Source organism: Sphingobium sp. V4 (assembly GCF_029590555.1).
Lineage (GTDB): Bacteria > Pseudomonadota > Alphaproteobacteria > Sphingomonadales > Sphingomonadaceae > Sphingobium.
Genome location: NZ_CP081001.1, coordinates 2,741,003 through 2,757,401, shown reverse-complemented (window position 1 = coordinate 2,757,401; position 16,399 = coordinate 2,741,003). Strand labels below are relative to the sequence as shown.

The following is a 16,399-nucleotide window of genomic DNA, read 5'->3' as shown; positions in this document are numbered from 1 at the left end:
AACCGTTGCTTTACAGCGACGAACGGAGGCCATCTTGCCCAAATATCTGCACAGCATGATCCGCGTGACCGACGTGGACAAGAGCATCGGCTTTTTCGAACTGCTGGGCCTTAATGAAGTCCGGCGCTTCGACAGCGAACAGGGCCGTTTCACCCTGGTCTATCTCGCCGCGCCGGGCGATGAGGATGCGCAGGTCGAGCTGACCTACAACTGGCCGCCGGAGGATGGCAGCCCGGCCGAAACCTATGATGGCGGCCGCAATTTCGGGCATATCGCCTATCAGGTCGAGAATATCTACGAGACCTGCCAGCGGCTGATGGACGCGGGCGTGACGATCAACCGGCCGCCGCGCGACGGGCATATGGCCTTCGTGCGGACGCCCGACAATATCTCGATCGAGCTGTTGCAGGACGGGCGGCTGGAGCCGGCCGAACCCTGGGTGTCGATGCCCAATATCGGCAGCTGGTGAGCGCCATGCTGGAGGTCGTCCGCATCCCCGTCCTCAGCGACAATTATGTCTGGCTGTTGCATGACCCGGCCAGCGCCGAGACGGTGGCGGTCGACCCGGCGGTGGCCGATCCGGTGCTGGCGGCGGCGGCCGCGCGGGGATGGACCATCGGCCAGATCTGGAACACCCACTGGCATGGCGATCATGTCGGCGGCAATGCGGCGATCAAGGCCGCGACAGGGTGCATCATCACCGGCCCGGCGGCGGAGGCCGGGAAGATCGGTACGCTGGACCGGACGGTGGAAGAGGGCGATTGCGTCCGCATCGGCGATCATGCCGCGACAGTGATCGAGGTGCCCGCGCATACGGCGGGGCATATCGCCTATCATCTGGCGGGGGATCGCATCATTTTCGTGGGCGATACCTTGTTCGCCATGGGATGTGGCCGGCTGTTCGAGGGGACGGCGGCGCAGATGTTCGCCAACATGGCGCGGCTGGCGGCGCTGCCCGACGAGACGGCGGTCTATTGCGCGCATGAATATACGCTCTCCAACGGCCGCTTCGCGCTGACGGTGGAGCCGGACAATGCAGCGATCGCCGCGCGGGTCGCGGCTGTGGAGGCGGCGCGCGTGCGCGGCGAGCCGACCGTGCCGACCAGCATCGGGGAGGAGCGGGCGACCAACATCTTCATGCGCGCGCGCAGCGTCGAGCAACTGGCCGAACGACGCGCGGCCAAGGATGCGGCCTGACGGTTTTTGCCTTATGATGCCGTCCTGTGGGTGGCTATGATCGGGAGAGTCGCGATGCGCGCGTGGATGGGAATGGCGCCGCTGCTGTTGGCGGCCTGCACCGGCAGCTATGAACCCCGGCCGCTGACGGACAAGCAGGCGGCCGAGCTGGACAAGGCGCTAGCAGGCAAGGTGCCGGGCGAGAAGCAGAGCTGCATCAACCGCGAGCCGCAGACCAACCTGACGGTCATCAGCAACAATGTGCTCCTCTATCGGGTGAGCAGGAAGCTGGTCTACAAGAATGAGCTGATCGGTAGTTGCAACGGCCTGACCTATGGCGACACGATGATCGTGCGCAGTTTCGGGTCGCAACTGTGCCGGGGCGATTTCACCACCACCGCCAATTTGCAGACGGGCATCACATCGGGTGCCTGCGCCCTGGGCGACTTCATCCCCTACCGCACGCCGCCGGGGAAGTGACAGGCGGGGGGAACGGTCGTTCCCGAGCCGATGGCTTCGAAGGGCGGCCTGCCGTTCATCAGGCGGCGAACGCGTCGAGCGCGGCGTTGAGGCGTTGCCGGTCGGCCCGCGAGAGCGTTTCGCCACGCGCGATCTTGTCACGCGCGGTTTCGAGCATGGCTCCAAGCCTGTGCAGCCGGACAAGTCCGCCGGCCGACAGGGGCGATGGTGCGGCCGCCAGACCCGGTCCGGTGCGTCGATGATTCATTCCCTGATCCATTCCGGTTGGCGCTGCGGGGCCGCGGGGCTGCGGGGGCATCGGCGTCAATCGTTCAGCAGGACAGCGAGACCCGCCGCCGCGATCAGCAAGAGCAGGCCGTTGAAAATGACCGCACGGGAAAGAGTGTCGTCGCGAAACAGATCGGCAAGCCAGCGCAGGCCGCCGATCCTGTCGGGAAGGCCGGGCAGGGACGCGGGGGCGACCGGGTTGGCGGTGCCGCCTTCATTTTCCCAATCATCGATCGCTGCCTCCAGCCGCATTTCAAGATCCCGCGAATCCGTGTCGGCGCGCAGCGTCCGTTCGCGCGCCGCGCCCAAGGCAAGGCCCTGCCGCTCGACACGGATGTGCAGATCGCCGGGCGGCAGCGAGGATGAAGCGTAGGAATTGGATGAGTTGGACATGTCGCTCTCCTTTCCAAACGGGAGCGCAAATCTCTCTCAGTCACAACATGTCTGGATCATCAGTGTCGCGATGCGGGATCTTACCACAGGGCGTGCCGGCGACCTAATGGTCTCTTCGTAGGGGGCGGGCGGACGCCTGTGGTCGTGACTGGCGCCGACGGTCTGCGGCTGATCAAGGCGAGGCGAATCGTCAGCCGCGCTGTACCCGGGACCGACCCGGCCGGATCAGAATTTGAAGATGGTGCCGAGATAGACGGCCTGGCTGTCCTGCCGGTCGTCGGTCATCGGGGTCAGGCGGCCCACGACATTATTGTTGTAGCGCACGCCCGCCGTCACATTGAGGTTGCGGGTCAGCGAATAGGAGCTGGCGAGGTCCAGCGAATAATCCTTGTCCGCCGACGGATTGCGCACGCCGGTGACGGTGTCGCGGCGGTTTTCGATCAGCACCTTGGTGCTGAAGCGGTCCTTCTTGCCGTCATCCAGCGAGAAATTCTTGGCATCGACCATGGTTTCGACCGGCACCGGGTCCAGCGCCTTGCGGCCCACTGCTTCGGGCAGGGCGAACTTGCGCCAGTTGTGCGATCCGCTCAGGCTGAACGCCATCGGCTTGATGTCGACCGGATCGGACGTCGGGCTGGTGACGCGGTCGGCGGCGCGGACCATGATGGTGATCGAGCGCTGGCCGCTCAGCGATCCGCTGGTCGGGGTGAAGCGAAAGCCCTGACGGCTGGCCGAGGCGGCGACCTTCGCATAGGCGGCTGCCAGTTGCGGGTCCTTGGTCGTCGGGGTGAAAGAGGAGATGCTGCCCAGCGCGCCCAGCGAGACGGGGGCGTCGGCGCGCAGATGAACAAGGTCGGTCGCGGCGCCGAACGCGGGCGACAGCAAGAAGCCGGCAACGGCAGTCGCCGCGCCTGCTATCGCCAAATGTCCCCTGTTCACACGCATGTCCCGACTCTCATCCCCGCTGTCTTAATCTTTGGTAACGCTTTACACCCGCAAAGCCGCCACTGGCTAGGGGCGGGAGTCCCTTTTTGTCGGAGCTGTTGCACGGAATACACAGGATCGGGCGGCAGGTTCCGCCATGTGGGATGCGCAAGCGCGGCGGACCGATGCGGCGCTACCCTGCGCCCCCTTGCCCATTGCCGCCCGCGCACTATAGAAGCGGGCTGATTTTCGTCATTTCAGTTAGGACATGCCTGATGGTCCGCCGCCTTCCCGCCTCCGTTTCCGCCGGCCTGCTGCTGGCCGCGCTCCTGCCGCTCGCTGCCTGCGGGGGCGGCTCCAAGGAACGCCCCAAGGCGGACCTCGCCGCGTCGAAGGTGACGACGATCGGCGTCAACGCCTATCTGTGGCGCGCCAGCCTCGACACCCTGTCCTTCATGCCGATGGTGCAGACCGATTCGAACGGCGGCGTGATCGTCACCGACTGGTACACCAATCCCAACAGCCCCAATGAGCGGATGAAGCTGACCGTGTCGATCCTGGACCAGGATCTGCGCGCCGACGCGCTGCGCGTCGCGGCCAGCCGTCAGGTCAACCAGAATGGCCAGTGGATCGACGCGCCGGTCAAGGCGGCGACGACGCAGAAGCTGGAGGAGATCATCCTCACCAAGGCGCGCGACCTGCGCCGCATGGCGATCGGCTGACCCAAACCCCTTCCGGGCGGGGCGGGTGCCACGCCCCTTTCACACCATCGGGGCTGGGCTTCATCAAAGGCCCAGCCCGCTCGCATTTGTAAGGACATGACATGCAAAGGCGCTTCAACCCGTTTGAGGCCGACGCCCGCTGGCAGGCGACCTGGGACGAGCAGCAGAGCTTCAAGGCCGACGACGCGTCGACCAAGCCCCGTTCCTATGTGCTGGAAATGTTCCCCTATCCGTCGGGGCGCATCCATATCGGCCATGTCCGCAACTATTCGATGGGCGACGTGCTGGCGCGTTTCCGCCGCATGACGGGCCATGAGGTGCTGCATCCGATGGGCTGGGACGCCTTTGGAATGCCGGCCGAAAATGCCGCGATGGAAAAGAAGGTCCATCCGGGGTCATGGACCCGCGAGAATATCGCCAACATGCGCGCGCAGCTCAAGAAGCTGGGCTTCGCGATCGACTGGAGCCGCGAACTCGCGACCTGCGAGCCCGACTATTATGGCCATGAACAGGCGCTGTTCCTGGACATGCTGGAAGCGGGGCTGGTCTATCGCAAGGAAAGCGCGGTCAACTGGGACCCGGTCGACATGACCGTGCTGGCGAACGAGCAGGTGATCGACGGGCGCGGCTGGCGATCGGGCGCGCTGGTCGAGAAGCGCAAGCTGTCCCAGTGGTTCCTCAAGATCACCCAGTTCGCCGACGACCTGCTGGAGGGCCTCAAGACCCTCGACCAGTGGCCCGACAAGGTGCGGACGATGCAGGAAAACTGGATCGGCAAGTCGGTCGGCCTGCAATTCCATTTCGAGCCGGTCGCGCCGTTCGACACGAGGATCGAGGTCTATTCGACCCGTCCCGACACCATCTTCGGCGCGAGCTTCGTGGCAATCGCGGCCGACCATCCGGTGGCGCAGGCGGTGGCGGCAGGCAACCCCGACGCCGTCGCCTTCATCGAGAAGTGCAAGGAAGGCGGCACCACCGCGGCGGAACTGGAAACGGCGGAGAAGCTGGGCTTCGACACCGGTCTCACCGTTGCGCATCCCTTCGATCCCGACTGGCAGTTGCCCGTCTTCATCGCCAATTTCGTGCTGATGGACTATGGCACCGGCGCGGTCATGGGCGTGCCCGGGCACGATCAGCGCGACCTGGACTTCGCGCGCAAATATATGCTGCCGGTGGAGCGCGTCGTCGCGGCGGAAGGCGACGAGCAGGCGCCGATCCACAATGAAGCCTATACGGGGCCGGGCCGCCTGGTGAACAGCCGCTTCCTCAATGGCATGGCGATCGAGGAGGCCAAGGCCGCCGTCATCGCCCGCGCCGAATCCGAAGGCTGGGGCGCGGGCAAGACCGTGTTCCGCCTGCGCGACTGGGGCGTGTCGCGCCAGCGCTACTGGGGCACGCCGATCCCGGTCATCCATTGCGATAGCTGCGGCCCGGTGGGCGTGCCCAAGGAGCAGCTGCCGGTCGTGCTGCCAGAGGATGTCAGCTTCGACATTCCCGGCAATCCGCTTGATCGCCATCCGAGCTGGAAGCATGTCGACTGCCCGTCCTGTGGGCGTCCGGCCGTGCGCGAGACCGACACGCTCGATACGTTCGCGGATTCGAGCTGGTATTTCATCCGCTTCGCCAGCCAGCCCAAGGACAGGCCGTTCGACCGGGCAACGGTCGAGCAATGGCTGCCGGTCGGGCAGTATATCGGCGGCGTGGAACATGCGATCCTGCACCTGCTCTACGCCCGCTTCTGGACCCGCGCGCTCCAGCATATGGGGCAATTGGGCTTTGCCGAGCCGTTCACCGGCCTGTTCACGCAGGGCATGGTGACGCATGAGACGTACAAGTCGCCCGAAGGCGCCTGGCTCGCGCCGCAGGATGTGGTGAAGCAGGGCGAAGGGCTGGTCATGGTCGATGGCGGGGCGTCAGTGACGGTCGGCCGTGTCGAGAAAATGTCCAAGTCCAAGAAGAATGTGGTCGATCCCGACGACATCATCGCCCAATATGGTGCGGACGCGGTGCGCTGGTTCATGCTGTCGGACAGCCCGCCCGAGCGCGACCTGCCTTGGACCGAGGCCGGGATCGAGGGCAGCTGGCGTTTCGTCAATCGCGTCTGGCGCCTGTTCGGCGAAGCGGATGCGTCTGCCGAAGGGGAGGACAAGGCTCTGGACCGCAAGCTGCACCAGACGATCGACGGCGTCGCCCGCGATGTCGAGGCTCTGGGCTTCAACAAGGCGGTCGCCAAGATCTACGAACTGGTGAACGCGATCGAGAAGGCCAAGCCGTCGGCGTCGCGCACCGCCGCGATTCGCACGCTGGCGCTGCTGGTCGCGCCGATGACGCCGCATCTGGCCGAAGAGGGCTGGGCCGAGATGGGCCAGGACGGCCTGATCGCCGACGCGGCCTGGCCTGCGGTCGACCCGGCGCTGCTGGTCGATGACGAGGTGACGATCGCCTGCCAGGTGATGGGCAAGCTGCGCGACACCATCACCGTGGCCAAGGGGACGCCGAAGGACGAGCTGGAACGCCTCGCCCTCGCCGCGCCCAATGTGGTCCGCATCCTCGACGGCGCGACGCCGAAGAAGGTGATCGTGGTGCCGGATCGCCTGGTCAATCTGGTCATCTAACAACATCCGTTCAGGCTGAGCCTGTCGAAGCCTTTGCTTTTCTTCGGAAGAAGGAAAGCCCTTCGACAGGCTCAGGGCGAACGGTTATGGAGGTTGGCATGAAGCCTTCGCCCCTGCTCTTGATCGCTCTTGCGTCCCTCACCGCCTGCGGGCTGCGCCCGGTCTATGGCGGCGGGAGCCATGGCGCGGTGGCGCAGGCGCTGGGCAATGTCGAGGTCGCGCCGATCGAGGGCAAGGCCGGATGGCTGGTGCGCAACGCGCTCAACGACCGGCTGTCGGCGATGAGCGGCGGCAGCGGGCCGCGCTACAAGCTGGTGGTGAAACTGGACGACGACATCAGCGGCTTCGGCCTGCGCGCCGACGCCGCCATCACGCGCGAGCGGAGGACGCTGCGGGCGCGCTACCAGCTGGTCGACGAGGCCACCGGCGCGCAGATCCTGGACGATACCGCCGGTTCGGACGCGGGCATCGACGTCACGTCCAGCGAATATGCCACGATCGCGGCCGAAGACACCGCGCTGGAGCGGCTGTCGCAGACGGTGGCGGACCAGATCGTGACCCGCCTCGCGCTCTTTTCGCGCAAGGCCCCCAATCCTTGAAGGCCAGCCGGGGCCAGATCGAAAAGGCGCTGGATGCGCCGCCCGCCGACGTCCGCTTCTTCCTGCTCTACGGCCCCGACGAAGCGGGGAGCCAGGCGCTGGCGAAGCGGCTGGAGCGCGCCATGGGGCCGCAGGCGGAACGGATCGACCTGGACGGATCGACGCTGAAGGATGACCCGGCGCGCCTGTCGGACGAGGCGGCGTCCTTTTCCATGTTCGGGGACCGGCGCTGGGTCCGCATCAGCGGCATGGGGGACGAATCGCTGCCGGCGCTGACCGCGCTGCTGGAGGCGGAGGCGGCGGGCAATCCGGTGATCGCGGTGGCGGGTGCGCTCAAGAGCACGTCCAAGCTGGTCAAGCTCGCGCTCGACCACAAGGCGGCACTGGCTTTCATCTCCTACCAGCCCGATGCGCGCGAATCGGAGCAGATCGCGATCGCCATCGCGCGCGAGGGCGGGCTGCGCCTGCCGACCGAACTGGCGCGCCGCATCGTCGATCTCGCCAATGGCGACCGGGCGTTGATGGCCGGCGAGGTGGAGAAGCTGATCCTCTATCTGGACGCCGCGCCCGAGCGGCCGTGCGAGGCGACCGCCGACGCGCTCGATGCGCTGTCCGCCGACAACCCCGATACGGAGGTCGCGCCGCTGGTCAACGCGGTGCTGGGCGGCGACCTGAAAGCCATGCACCGGGAATTGACGAGCCTGAGCGAAACCGGCGCTGCCATGGCGTCGGTCATCCGCCCGCTGCTGACGCGGGCCATGCTGATCGCCACGATCCGCGACGCCTTCGACGCCAGCGGCCGGCTGGAGGCGGCGATCGAGACTGCGGGCAAGGCGGTCTTCTGGAAGGAGAAGGGGCTGGTGTCGCGCCAGGTGCGGCTGTGGGATGCGCCCGGGATCGCGCGGGTCATCCAGCGGCTGCTGGAGGCGGAGCGCGCCAGTCGCGGCGGCAGGGGCACAGGCGACCTGATGGTTCGCCACGAATTGCTGGCGATCACGCGACAGGCGGCGCGGGAGCGGGCTTGATCGCCCTGCGGGACAGCGCCATATTGCGGCCATGGAGAAGATGAATCTCACTGAAGCCGAATGGCGCCAGCGCCTGTCCCCCGAGCAATATCATGTGCTGCGCGAGGCGGGGACGGAGCGCGCCTTCACCGGCAAATATAACAGCAACAAGGCGGACGGCGTCTATTTTTGCGCCGGGTGCGGCACCGAACTGTTCGATGCCGAGGAAAAATATGACAGCGGATCGGGCTGGCCCAGCTTCACCGCGCCGGTCGATATCGACGCGGTCGAGGAAGTGCGCGACACCAGCCACGGGATGATGCGGACGGAGGTCCGTTGCGCCACCTGCGAGGGGCATCTGGGCCATGTCTTTCCCGACGGGCCGGGGGTCGATGGCCTGCGTTACTGCCTGAACAGCGCCAGCCTGGACTTCAAGCCGCGCAGCGAGGGAAAATAGCGGAGAGGTCGGCAGCGACGGACGCCGCTCATCCGCGATAAAGCGCGATTCCGCAGGGACGCCGCAATGGTGTTTTTCCACGCCGGACGCATGATTTGCGCTGGCCGCCGCACGGAATAGCGCCTATTCGAAGCGGCACAAATGGCAGGATCAAGCAAGAGCAAGGGCGCGCCCGGTCGCGCAAGGAAATGGCTGGTGCGCGGGCTGAAGATCGGCCTGGCGGCGGCGGTGGCGGGCCTGCTGGCCGTGGTGATCGCGGTTGTGATCGCGATGCAGTCGCTGCCCGACTATGACAGCCTGAAATCCTCCCCCAATGGCCAGATGATCCGCGTTCATGCCGCGGACGGCAGCGTCATCGTGTCGCTGGGGCCGAGCTTCGGCCAGTGGCTGAGCTATGACCGCATCCCGCAGGTGATGGTCGACGCGATGGTGTCGACCGAGGACAAGCGTTTCTACCTGCACCCCGGCGTGGATCCGATCGGCATGGCGCGCGCCGCCTGGGTTGCGGTCGAGCGACGGGGGCAGGGGCGTCGCTGGCAGGGGGCGTCGACGATCACCCAGCAGGTCACGCGCAACATCTTCCTCAACAACAGCTACAGTTTCGGCCGCAAGATCCGCGAAATGGTGCTGGCTCTGGCGCTGGAGCGGAAATTCTCCAAGCGGCAGATCCTCGAACTTTACCTCAACAAGGTCTATTTCGGCGGTGGCGCCTATGGCATCGACGCGGCCAGCCGCAAATTTTTCGGCCATCCGGCCACTGCGCTGGACCTGCCCGAAGCGGCGATCATCGCCGGCCTGGTCAAGGCGCCGTCCAGCTACTCCCCCACCGCCGATGCGGAGGCCGCGATCGGCCGCGCCGGCGTGGTGCTGGACCTGATGCAGGAAAATGGCGCGATTTCGGCGTCCGAGCGCGCCGGCGCCGACCTGGCGGGCGTCCGCATGGCGCCCGAGCCGCCGCAAAACAGCGTGCGTTACTTCACTGACTGGGCCTTGCCCCAGCTCGACCTGCTGATCGACGAGCCGAACGAGCCGCTGGAGGTCTACACCACCATCGACCTGAACATGCAGAATGCGGCGACGGCGGCGATCAAGGCCAATGTTCCCGCAGGCACGCAGGGCGCATTGGTCAGCCTGGACCGCGACGGAGCGGTGCGGGCGATGGTCGGCGGGCTGGATTATGTCAGCTCCAACTACAACCGCGCCACCACCGCGACGCGCCAGCCCGGTTCCGCGTGGAAGATCTTTGTCTATATGGCGGCGCTGGAGGCGGGCTATACCCCCGACACCGGCGTCACCGACGAGCCGGTGACGATCAACGGCTGGTCGCCACGCAACAGTTCGGGCCGCTTTTCCGGCGACATCGACGTTCGCACCGCCTTCGCTTACTCGATCAACACCGTCGCGGCGAAGCTGGGCGTCGAGGTGGGCTTCCCGACCGTCGCCGATATGGCCCGCCGCTTCGGCATCACCACCCCGATCAACACCCATCCCTCCATGGTGCTGGGCACGTCGGACGTGCGCCTGATCGACATGACCCGCGCCTTCGCCTCGATCGCGCGCAAGGGGATCGCGGTGACGCCCTATGGCATCACCAAGGTGACGACCGCCGACGGCCGCCTGCTCTACAGCCATCAGGACGATACCAGTCGGGTGCTGGTCGCCCCATGGGTCGCCGCCGGCATGACCGACCTGATGCAGACCGCCGTGTCGACGGGCACCGGCCGTGCGGCGTCGATCGGGCGTCCGGTCGCGGGCAAGACCGGCACCACCAGCAGCAACAAGGATGGCTGGTTCCTGGGCTTTTCGAGCGGCATCACCACCGGCGTGTGGATGGGGCGTGACGACGCCCGGGCGGTCGGCGTTCTCCAGGGCGGTCGCGCCCCCGCGCGCGCCTTTGCCGACTATATGAAGGTGGCGGTGGCGAAGCGGCCGGTCGAACAGTTCGAGACCGAGGTCACGCTGCCCGAATGGCAGCTGGAACCCGATGAGGAAGCCTATTTCGGCACCCCGGACAGCGGCGCCGATGGCGGCATGATGGTCGATGAGAACGGGCTGCCGATCGACCGCCCCCGGCCCGAGGGGTCGGACGCGGACGAGCCGCAGATGGAGGTCGATCCGGAGGATCGGCCCCAGCCGCCGCGCCTGGACCAGCAATGGATCGACAATGTGTTGGGTCGTGATCGGCAGCGGCAACAGCCGCCGGCGGCGAACCGGCCGACGCCGGGGCAGTAGCCTGCGTCGCCGCTACCCGGTGGGTTGATCGTTCGCCGCCAGGCGCAGATTATCGACCGCGCTGGCATCGGGCAGCAGAAAGTCGACCTTGCCCCGGCCGAAGTCGATCGCGACCCGGTCGAAAATCTTGAGCGCGCTGATACCCAGCAGCAGCGCCGGCTTGTCCTGCATCCCCAATTCGGCAAAGGGGCTGGCGTCGGCGAAGATCACCGGCACCTCGGTCAGGTTGACGCGCCCCATCCGCACCGACTTGATCCGGCCGACCTGCCCGACCAGCGTGCCGCCGGTGACGCTGGTTAGCGTCGCGGTCAGCAGATCGGGCGCGCGCTTCTTGCGGACCAGCTTGTCGCGCAGCGCGAGATTGCCGATGCTGTAATTGGTGCCGGTGTCGAGCATGATGTTGACCCGCATCCCGTTGACGTCGGAATCGAGCAGGATCAGCTGGCCGCGCTTGCGCCGGGCCTCCACGACGATCGTGTCCGGTTCGACCGAGACTCGTCGTCGCGCGCCGCTGTCGGCGATCTCCATTCGCCCGGTACGGAAGTTGAGCGTCACCCGCTTGGCGTGCAGGCTGTCCAGGCCGAGCAGGCCCGGCGCGCCCAGATGCTCGCCCTCCAGCACGGGCGCCTCGATATCGTCGACCGTGCCGCCGCCAAAGCCGAGCCTCGGCACGGCGACGGTGGTCGCTTCGGACCGGCCGGTCATGCTGATGATGACGACATTGGACCGGGCGGGCAGGGCGAGCCGCTCGGCCAGGTCGCGGGCGATGACGGTGCGCTGCGACCCGGTGTCGATGATGAAGTTCCACGGCCCCTTGCCGTCGATATGGATGGGGATCGTGACGCGCTCGTCCGGCGACGGCCCGGTGCGGACGACTGTGGGGGGAACATGCGGGTTAAGGGCGGCTTCGGGCGCAGGTAAGGGCGAGGGGGGCGCATCCTGCGCGGCGAGGGGCGCGCCGCCGATCGCAAGCGCGATCCCCAGCAGGGCACGAAGCCGTCGCATATCCTCATCCTCTCTCTCTTATCGATCGCTTATACCATGAAGGGCGGCGGTCGCGCCAGCGCCACCGCTGGCCGCGCCTTCCTGTAAAAGCGCGAATTTCCGCTGGATCGCCGCCAGTGCCGCCTTGACTAAAGCCCTGCCGGATCGTTAAACGCGGAATATTCATCCTCGCCCGTCCGGAGCGAGGGTTGTCCGGCCTTCCTGTCCGGCTATCCCCTTCCTTTCCGGCCCATTTTCTCTTCCACCGCATCGGACCGACTCGCAAATGCATCTCAAGGACCTCAAGAAGCAAGCGCCCGCAGACCTCGTCACCATGGCCGAGGAACTCGGCGTGGAAGGCGCATCGACGCTGCGCAAGCAGGACCTGATGTTCGCCATCCTCAAGGCCGAGGCGGAAAATGGCGAACAGATCATGGGCGAAGGCACGATCGAGGTGCTGCCCGACGGCTTCGGCTTCCTGCGCAGCCCCGAGGCGAACTTCCTCGCCGGTCCCGACGACATCTATGTCTCGCCCAACCAGGTCCGCAAGTTCGGCCTGCGCACGGGCGATACGGTGGAGGGCGAGATTCGCGCGCCCAAGGATGGCGAACGCTATTTCGCGCTGACCAAGCTCAACACCGTCAATTTCGACGATCCCGATGTCGTCCGCCATCGCGTCAATTTCGACAATCTGACGCCGCTCTATCCCGAGCAGAAGTTGCGGCTCGACACGCTGGACCCGACGATCAAGGACAAGTCGGCGCGCGTCATCGACATCGTTTCCCCGCAGGGCAAGGGCCAGCGCACGCTGATCGTCGCGCCGCCCCGCGTCGGCAAGACGGTGATGCTCCAGAATATTGCCAAGGCGATCACCGACAATCATCCCGAAGTCTTCCTGATCGTGCTGCTGATCGACGAGCGCCCGGAAGAAGTCACCGACATGCAGCGCAGCGTGAAGGGCGAGGTCGTATCCTCCACCTTCGACGAGCCGGCCACCCGCCACGTCCAGGTCGCCGAAATGGTGATCGAGAAGGCGAAGCGCCTGGTCGAGCACAAGAAGGATGTGGTGATCCTGCTCGACTCCATCACCCGCCTCGGCCGCGCCTACAACACCGTCGTGCCTTCGTCGGGCAAGGTGCTGACCGGCGGTGTCGACGCCAATGCGTTGCAGCGTCCCAAGCGCTTCTTCGGCGCCGCGCGTAACATTGAGGAGGGTGGTTCGCTTTCCATCATCGCGACCGCGCTGATCGACACCGGCAGCCGCATGGACGAAGTCATCTTCGAAGAGTTCAAGGGCACCGGCAACTCGGAAATCGTGCTGGACCGCAAGGTCGCCGACAAGCGCATCTTCCCGGCGCTGGACGTTGGCAAGTCGGGCACCCGCAAGGAAGAGTTGCTGGTCGAGAAGCCGACGCTCAGCAAGATGTGGGTGCTGCGCCGTATCCTGATGCAGATGGGCACGGTCGACGCGATGGAATTCCTGCTCGACAAGATGAAGGATTCCAAGACCAACGAGGATTTCTTCGCGACCATGAACCAGTAAGCGGCATGGCGGGGGGCGATCCGGATGGATCGGCCGCCGCCATGCCTTATGTTTTTGCCGTGATCGCCGGGCCATGCCATGGTCCGGCTTTCGCTTTTTAACCACAGGGACGTTGGGCCGCCATGTTCGACCTTTTCGCCACCGCCGCCGCGACCGTTCAGGGACTGGGTTCCCCGGCCGACATCTGGCAGCATATCGTCAATGATTTCAGCAACATCGGATCACCTAGCGCATTAGCCGCCTTTGGCCAGGTGCTGATGATCGACATATTGTTGGCCGGCGACAACGCCATCGTCGTCGGCGCGCTGGCGGCGGGCCTCCCCGCGGCGCAGCGGCAGAAGGTGATCCTGATCGGCATCATCGCCGCACTGGTGCTGCGCATCGGTTTCGCGCTGGTGGTCAGCCAGCTGATGCAGATTGTCGGCCTGATCCTGGCGGGCGGCCTGCTGCTGCTCTGGGTCAGCTTCAAGATGTGGCGCGAACTCCACCCCAAGCGTGGCGGCGATACGCCGGGCGACACCAGCGACGACGACGTGTCGGGGCTGCGTCCGGCCAAGAGCTTCGCCGGCGCGGCATGGGCGGTCGCCGTGGCCGACGTGTCCATGAGCCTGGACAATGTGCTGGCGGTTGCCGGTGCCGCGCGGGATCATCCCGGTATCCTCATCATCGGCCTGATCCTGTCGGTCGCGCTGATGGGTATCGCGGCGAACATCATCGCCAAATATATCGAGCGTTTCCGCTGGATCGCCTATCTGGGCCTTGCCGTCATCATCTATGTGGCGGTGAAGATGATCTATGACGGCTTCGTCGATCATCAGGTGGGCATCCTCACCCTGTTCGCCTGATCCCGGATTACGGCCACGAAAAAGGGGGCGGCACCGTCGGTGCCGCCCCCTTTTTCATGCGTTTCGGCCGAAGATGGTCAGGGCAGGAGGACGGTCGCGCCGGTGGTCTGTCGTGCCTCCAGCGCCCGATGCGCCTCCGCCGCGTCGGCCAGCGCGAACCGCTGGCCGATCGTCGCGGTGACGACGCCGCGCTGCATCCGGTCGAACAGGCGATCGGCGGTGTGCGCCAGTTCCTGCGCCGTCGCGATATAATCGAACAGGGTCGGACGGGTGACATAGAGCGACCCGCCGCGGCTGAGGTCCAGCAGGCTGACCGGCGGCACCGCCCCGGAGGCATTGCCGTAGCTTACCATCAGGCCGCGCCGCTTGAGGCTGGCGAGCGAGGCAGTCCAGCTGTCCTTGCCGACGCCGTCATAGACGACATCGACGCCCTTGCCCCCGGTCAGTTCGCGGACCGTGGCGGCGAGTCCGTCGAACGCGCCATGCAGGCTGTGATCGGCCGCCACGGTCGCCGCCTTTTCTGCCGACCCGCAATGGGCGATGACGACCACGCCCTTGTCGCGCAGCCAGGGAAGGAGGATCGATCCGACGCCGCCCGCCGCGGCATGGACCAGCGCGACCTGGCCGGGCCGGAGGGCGATGCTGTCCTCCGCCAGATAGCAGGCGGTCATGCCCTTGAGCATCATGGCCGCCGCATCCGCGCTGGAGATGGCGTCGGGGATCTTCACCGCCCGATCCGCGGCGATGAGGCGATGCGTGGCATAGGCGCCGAGTCCGCTGACGCAGCCCACCCGGTCGCCCGGCGCGAAGCCGGTGACGCCCGCGCCCACCGCGACGACCCGGCCCGCGCCTTCCGATCCCAGGGGCGTTGGGAGGGGCGCGGGGTAGAGGCCGGTGCGATAATAGGTATCGATGAAGTTGAGACCGATCGCGTCCTGTTCGATCAGCAATTCGCCTTCACCCGGTGCGCCCGGATCGAAATCCTCGCGCGCGATGACTTCCGGCCCGCCATGGCTGCGCGCCACCATGCGCCATGTTTTGGCCATCAGGCGAGATGCTCGGCGAAAAAGTCCGCCGTTCGCCGGTCGGCAAGGGTTGCGGCCTGCTCATCGCGGCGGGCGCCCATTTCGGCGGCAAAGCCGTGATCCAGCCCTTCATAGTCGTACAGCGTGACATGGCGATTGTCCGCCAGCCCTTCATGCATCGCCTTCTGCGCGTCGGGCAGGACGAAGTGATCGGCCGTCGGAATGTGCAGCAGCACCGGCTTGCCGATCGCATGTTGCTCGTTCAGCAGCCCGTCGATGCCAACGCCATAATAGCCGACAAAGGCGTCGCCATCGGTGCGGCAGGCGGCCATGAATGCCAGCCGCCCGCCCAGGCAATAGCCGACCAGCCCGACTTTGCCGGTGCCGCCCAGTCCGGCGCGCGCGGCCTTGATTGTCGCTTCGATGTCGCGGATGCCCCGGTCCTGGTTGAATTTCTGCATGTGGCCGATCGCCGCCTGGAATTCCTCCGGTACGTCGGCGTCCAGTTCGATATGCGGCTGCTCGCGCCAGAACAGGTCCGGCGCATAGGCGAGATAGCCCGCCTTGGCCCAGTTGTCGCATTTCCGGCGAATGCCCTCATTCACCCCGAAAATTTCCTGGATGACGATGATGGCCGCGCTCGGTGTTCCTTCGGGTTGCGCCACATAGGCGTCGAACTGCGCATCGCCTTCCAACGTGGCGATAGGGGTGAAGCTGCCCATGCCGATATCCTTTCCACCTTTGATTCTGGTCCGCATATTGGCTGATCGCGACAAAGGCGCAACCACTTGCCGCGTTTAAAAATTTGCGTTGATAGCGCGAGTTGCGGCATGACGGCGCAACGCGATCCGCCGGTCAACAGGGAAGGGCAGGGACATGAAGGTAACCGTCGATGTGGACTGCACGCCGTCCGAGGCCCGGGCCTTTCTGGGCCTGCCCGATGTCACGCCGATCCATGACAAATATATCAAGACGATGCTCGACAGTTTCGATGGCGTCGGCAGCGTCGAGCAGATGGAAACGCTGTTCAAAAGCTTCTCGCCGCTGGGCGACGCCGGGATGCGCCTGTTCCAGCAGATGATGAATGTCGGGCTGGCGGGCATGTCCGGGAGCAAGGACGAGAAGAAATAAGG

Annotated in this window: 18 protein-coding genes; 12 read left to right on the top strand and 6 right to left on the bottom strand. The window is 65.9% G+C overall.

Features of this window, described 5'->3' with window-relative positions:
• Positions 1–34 precede the first annotated feature (34 nt).
• Genes K3M67_RS13785 through K3M67_RS13775 form a run of 3 tightly spaced genes read left to right on the top strand, consistent with a single transcriptional unit; the run spans position 35 to position 1,656 of the window.
• Positions 35–469 (top strand): VOC family protein, encoded by a 435-nt coding sequence (locus K3M67_RS13785; protein ID WP_066865689.1) that lies wholly within the window; start codon positions 35–37, stop codon positions 467–469.
• A gap of 5 nt (positions 470–474) precedes the next feature.
• Entirely contained in the window at positions 475–1,197 is a 723-nt protein-coding gene (gene gloB, locus K3M67_RS13780) for a hydroxyacylglutathione hydrolase (RefSeq protein ID WP_285831725.1), read from the top strand.
• A gap of 54 nt (positions 1,198–1,251) precedes the next feature.
• Complete coding sequence (locus tag K3M67_RS13775) at positions 1,252–1,656, top strand: hypothetical protein (RefSeq protein ID WP_066865685.1); 405 nt, start codon at positions 1,252–1,254, stop codon at positions 1,654–1,656.
• A gap of 58 nt (positions 1,657–1,714) precedes the next feature.
• Here the strand turns inward: K3M67_RS13775 and K3M67_RS13770 are convergent, their stop codons facing one another.
• From K3M67_RS13770 to K3M67_RS13760, 3 genes are all read right to left on the bottom strand, one after another.
• Entirely contained in the window at positions 1,715–1,903 is a 189-nt protein-coding gene (locus tag K3M67_RS13770) for a hypothetical protein (RefSeq protein ID WP_285831724.1), read from the bottom strand.
• A gap of 56 nt (positions 1,904–1,959) precedes the next feature.
• Complete coding sequence (locus K3M67_RS13765) at positions 1,960–2,316, bottom strand: hypothetical protein (RefSeq protein ID WP_285831723.1); 357 nt, start codon at positions 2,314–2,316, stop codon at positions 1,960–1,962.
• Positions 2,317–2,541: 225 nt separating this feature from the next.
• Positions 2,542–3,261 carry a hypothetical protein gene (locus tag K3M67_RS13760; RefSeq protein WP_066865677.1) on the bottom strand — a complete coding sequence of 240 codons (720 nt, stop codon included), beginning with the start codon at positions 3,259–3,261 and terminating at the stop codon, positions 2,542–2,544.
• 254 nt (positions 3,262–3,515) lie between these two features.
• Here K3M67_RS13760 and K3M67_RS13755 point away from each other — a divergent pair, with 254 nt between their 5' ends.
• The 6 genes from K3M67_RS13755 (at position 3,516) to K3M67_RS13730 (ending at position 10,869) form a co-directional block, all read left to right on the top strand.
• Positions 3,516–3,962: a DUF3576 domain-containing protein gene (locus K3M67_RS13755; protein WP_066865674.1), complete on the top strand. Its 447-nt coding sequence runs from the start codon at positions 3,516–3,518 to the stop codon at positions 3,960–3,962.
• Between the two features lie 101 nt (positions 3,963–4,063).
• Complete coding sequence (leuS, locus tag K3M67_RS13750; RefSeq protein ID WP_285831722.1) at positions 4,064–6,577, top strand: leucine--tRNA ligase; 2,514 nt, start codon at positions 4,064–4,066, stop codon at positions 6,575–6,577.
• 98 nt (positions 6,578–6,675) lie between these two features.
• A complete protein-coding gene (lptE, locus tag K3M67_RS13745; RefSeq protein ID WP_066865978.1) occupies positions 6,676–7,176 on the top strand; it encodes an LPS assembly lipoprotein LptE in 501 nt (166 codons plus the stop codon).
• Positions 7,173–8,201, top strand: coding sequence for a DNA polymerase III subunit delta (holA, locus tag K3M67_RS13740; protein ID WP_285831721.1), 1,029 nt, complete (start codon positions 7,173–7,175; stop codon positions 8,199–8,201). The genes lptE and holA overlap by 4 nt, the downstream gene beginning before the upstream one ends.
• A 31-nt stretch (positions 8,202–8,232) precedes the next feature.
• On the top strand, positions 8,233–8,637 hold the full coding sequence (gene msrB / locus K3M67_RS13735; RefSeq protein ID WP_285831720.1) for a peptide-methionine (R)-S-oxide reductase MsrB: 405 nt from the start codon (positions 8,233–8,235) through the stop codon (positions 8,635–8,637).
• A gap of 141 nt (positions 8,638–8,778) precedes the next feature.
• Positions 8,779–10,869 carry a transglycosylase domain-containing protein gene (locus K3M67_RS13730; protein ID WP_066865662.1) on the top strand — a complete coding sequence of 697 codons (2,091 nt, stop codon included), beginning with the start codon at positions 8,779–8,781 and terminating at the stop codon, positions 10,867–10,869.
• Between the two features lie 12 nt (positions 10,870–10,881).
• Here K3M67_RS13730 and K3M67_RS13725 read toward each other — a convergent pair whose 3' ends face one another.
• A complete protein-coding gene (locus K3M67_RS13725; protein WP_285831719.1) occupies positions 10,882–11,874 on the bottom strand; it encodes an aspartyl protease family protein in 993 nt (330 codons plus the stop codon).
• 265 nt (positions 11,875–12,139) lie between these two features.
• Between K3M67_RS13725 and rho the strand changes: the two genes are divergently transcribed.
• Together rho and K3M67_RS13715 are read left to right on the top strand one after the other, a co-directional pair.
• Positions 12,140–13,396, top strand: a complete 1,257-nt coding sequence (gene rho, locus K3M67_RS13720) for a transcription termination factor Rho (RefSeq protein ID WP_066865656.1) — start codon at positions 12,140–12,142, stop codon at positions 13,394–13,396.
• Between the two features lie 122 nt (positions 13,397–13,518).
• Entirely contained in the window at positions 13,519–14,241 is a 723-nt protein-coding gene (locus K3M67_RS13715) for a YjbE family putative metal transport protein (protein ID WP_066865653.1), read from the top strand.
• A 77-nt stretch (positions 14,242–14,318) separates the two neighbouring features.
• Here the strand turns inward: K3M67_RS13715 and K3M67_RS13710 are convergent, their stop codons facing one another.
• Together K3M67_RS13710 and K3M67_RS13705 are read right to left on the bottom strand one after the other, a co-directional pair.
• Positions 14,319–15,287 (bottom strand): quinone oxidoreductase family protein, encoded by a 969-nt coding sequence (locus K3M67_RS13710; protein ID WP_232313910.1) that lies wholly within the window; start codon positions 15,285–15,287, stop codon positions 14,319–14,321.
• Positions 15,287–15,988, bottom strand: a complete 702-nt coding sequence (locus K3M67_RS13705; RefSeq protein ID WP_066865650.1) for a dienelactone hydrolase family protein — start codon at positions 15,986–15,988, stop codon at positions 15,287–15,289. The genes K3M67_RS13710 and K3M67_RS13705 overlap by 1 nt, the downstream gene beginning before the upstream one ends.
• Before the next feature lie 154 nt (positions 15,989–16,142).
• Here K3M67_RS13705 and K3M67_RS13700 point away from each other — a divergent pair, with 154 nt between their 5' ends.
• On the top strand, positions 16,143–16,397 hold the full coding sequence (locus tag K3M67_RS13700; protein WP_066865647.1) for a DUF6489 family protein: 255 nt from the start codon (positions 16,143–16,145) through the stop codon (positions 16,395–16,397).
• Positions 16,398–16,399 lie beyond the last annotated feature (2 nt).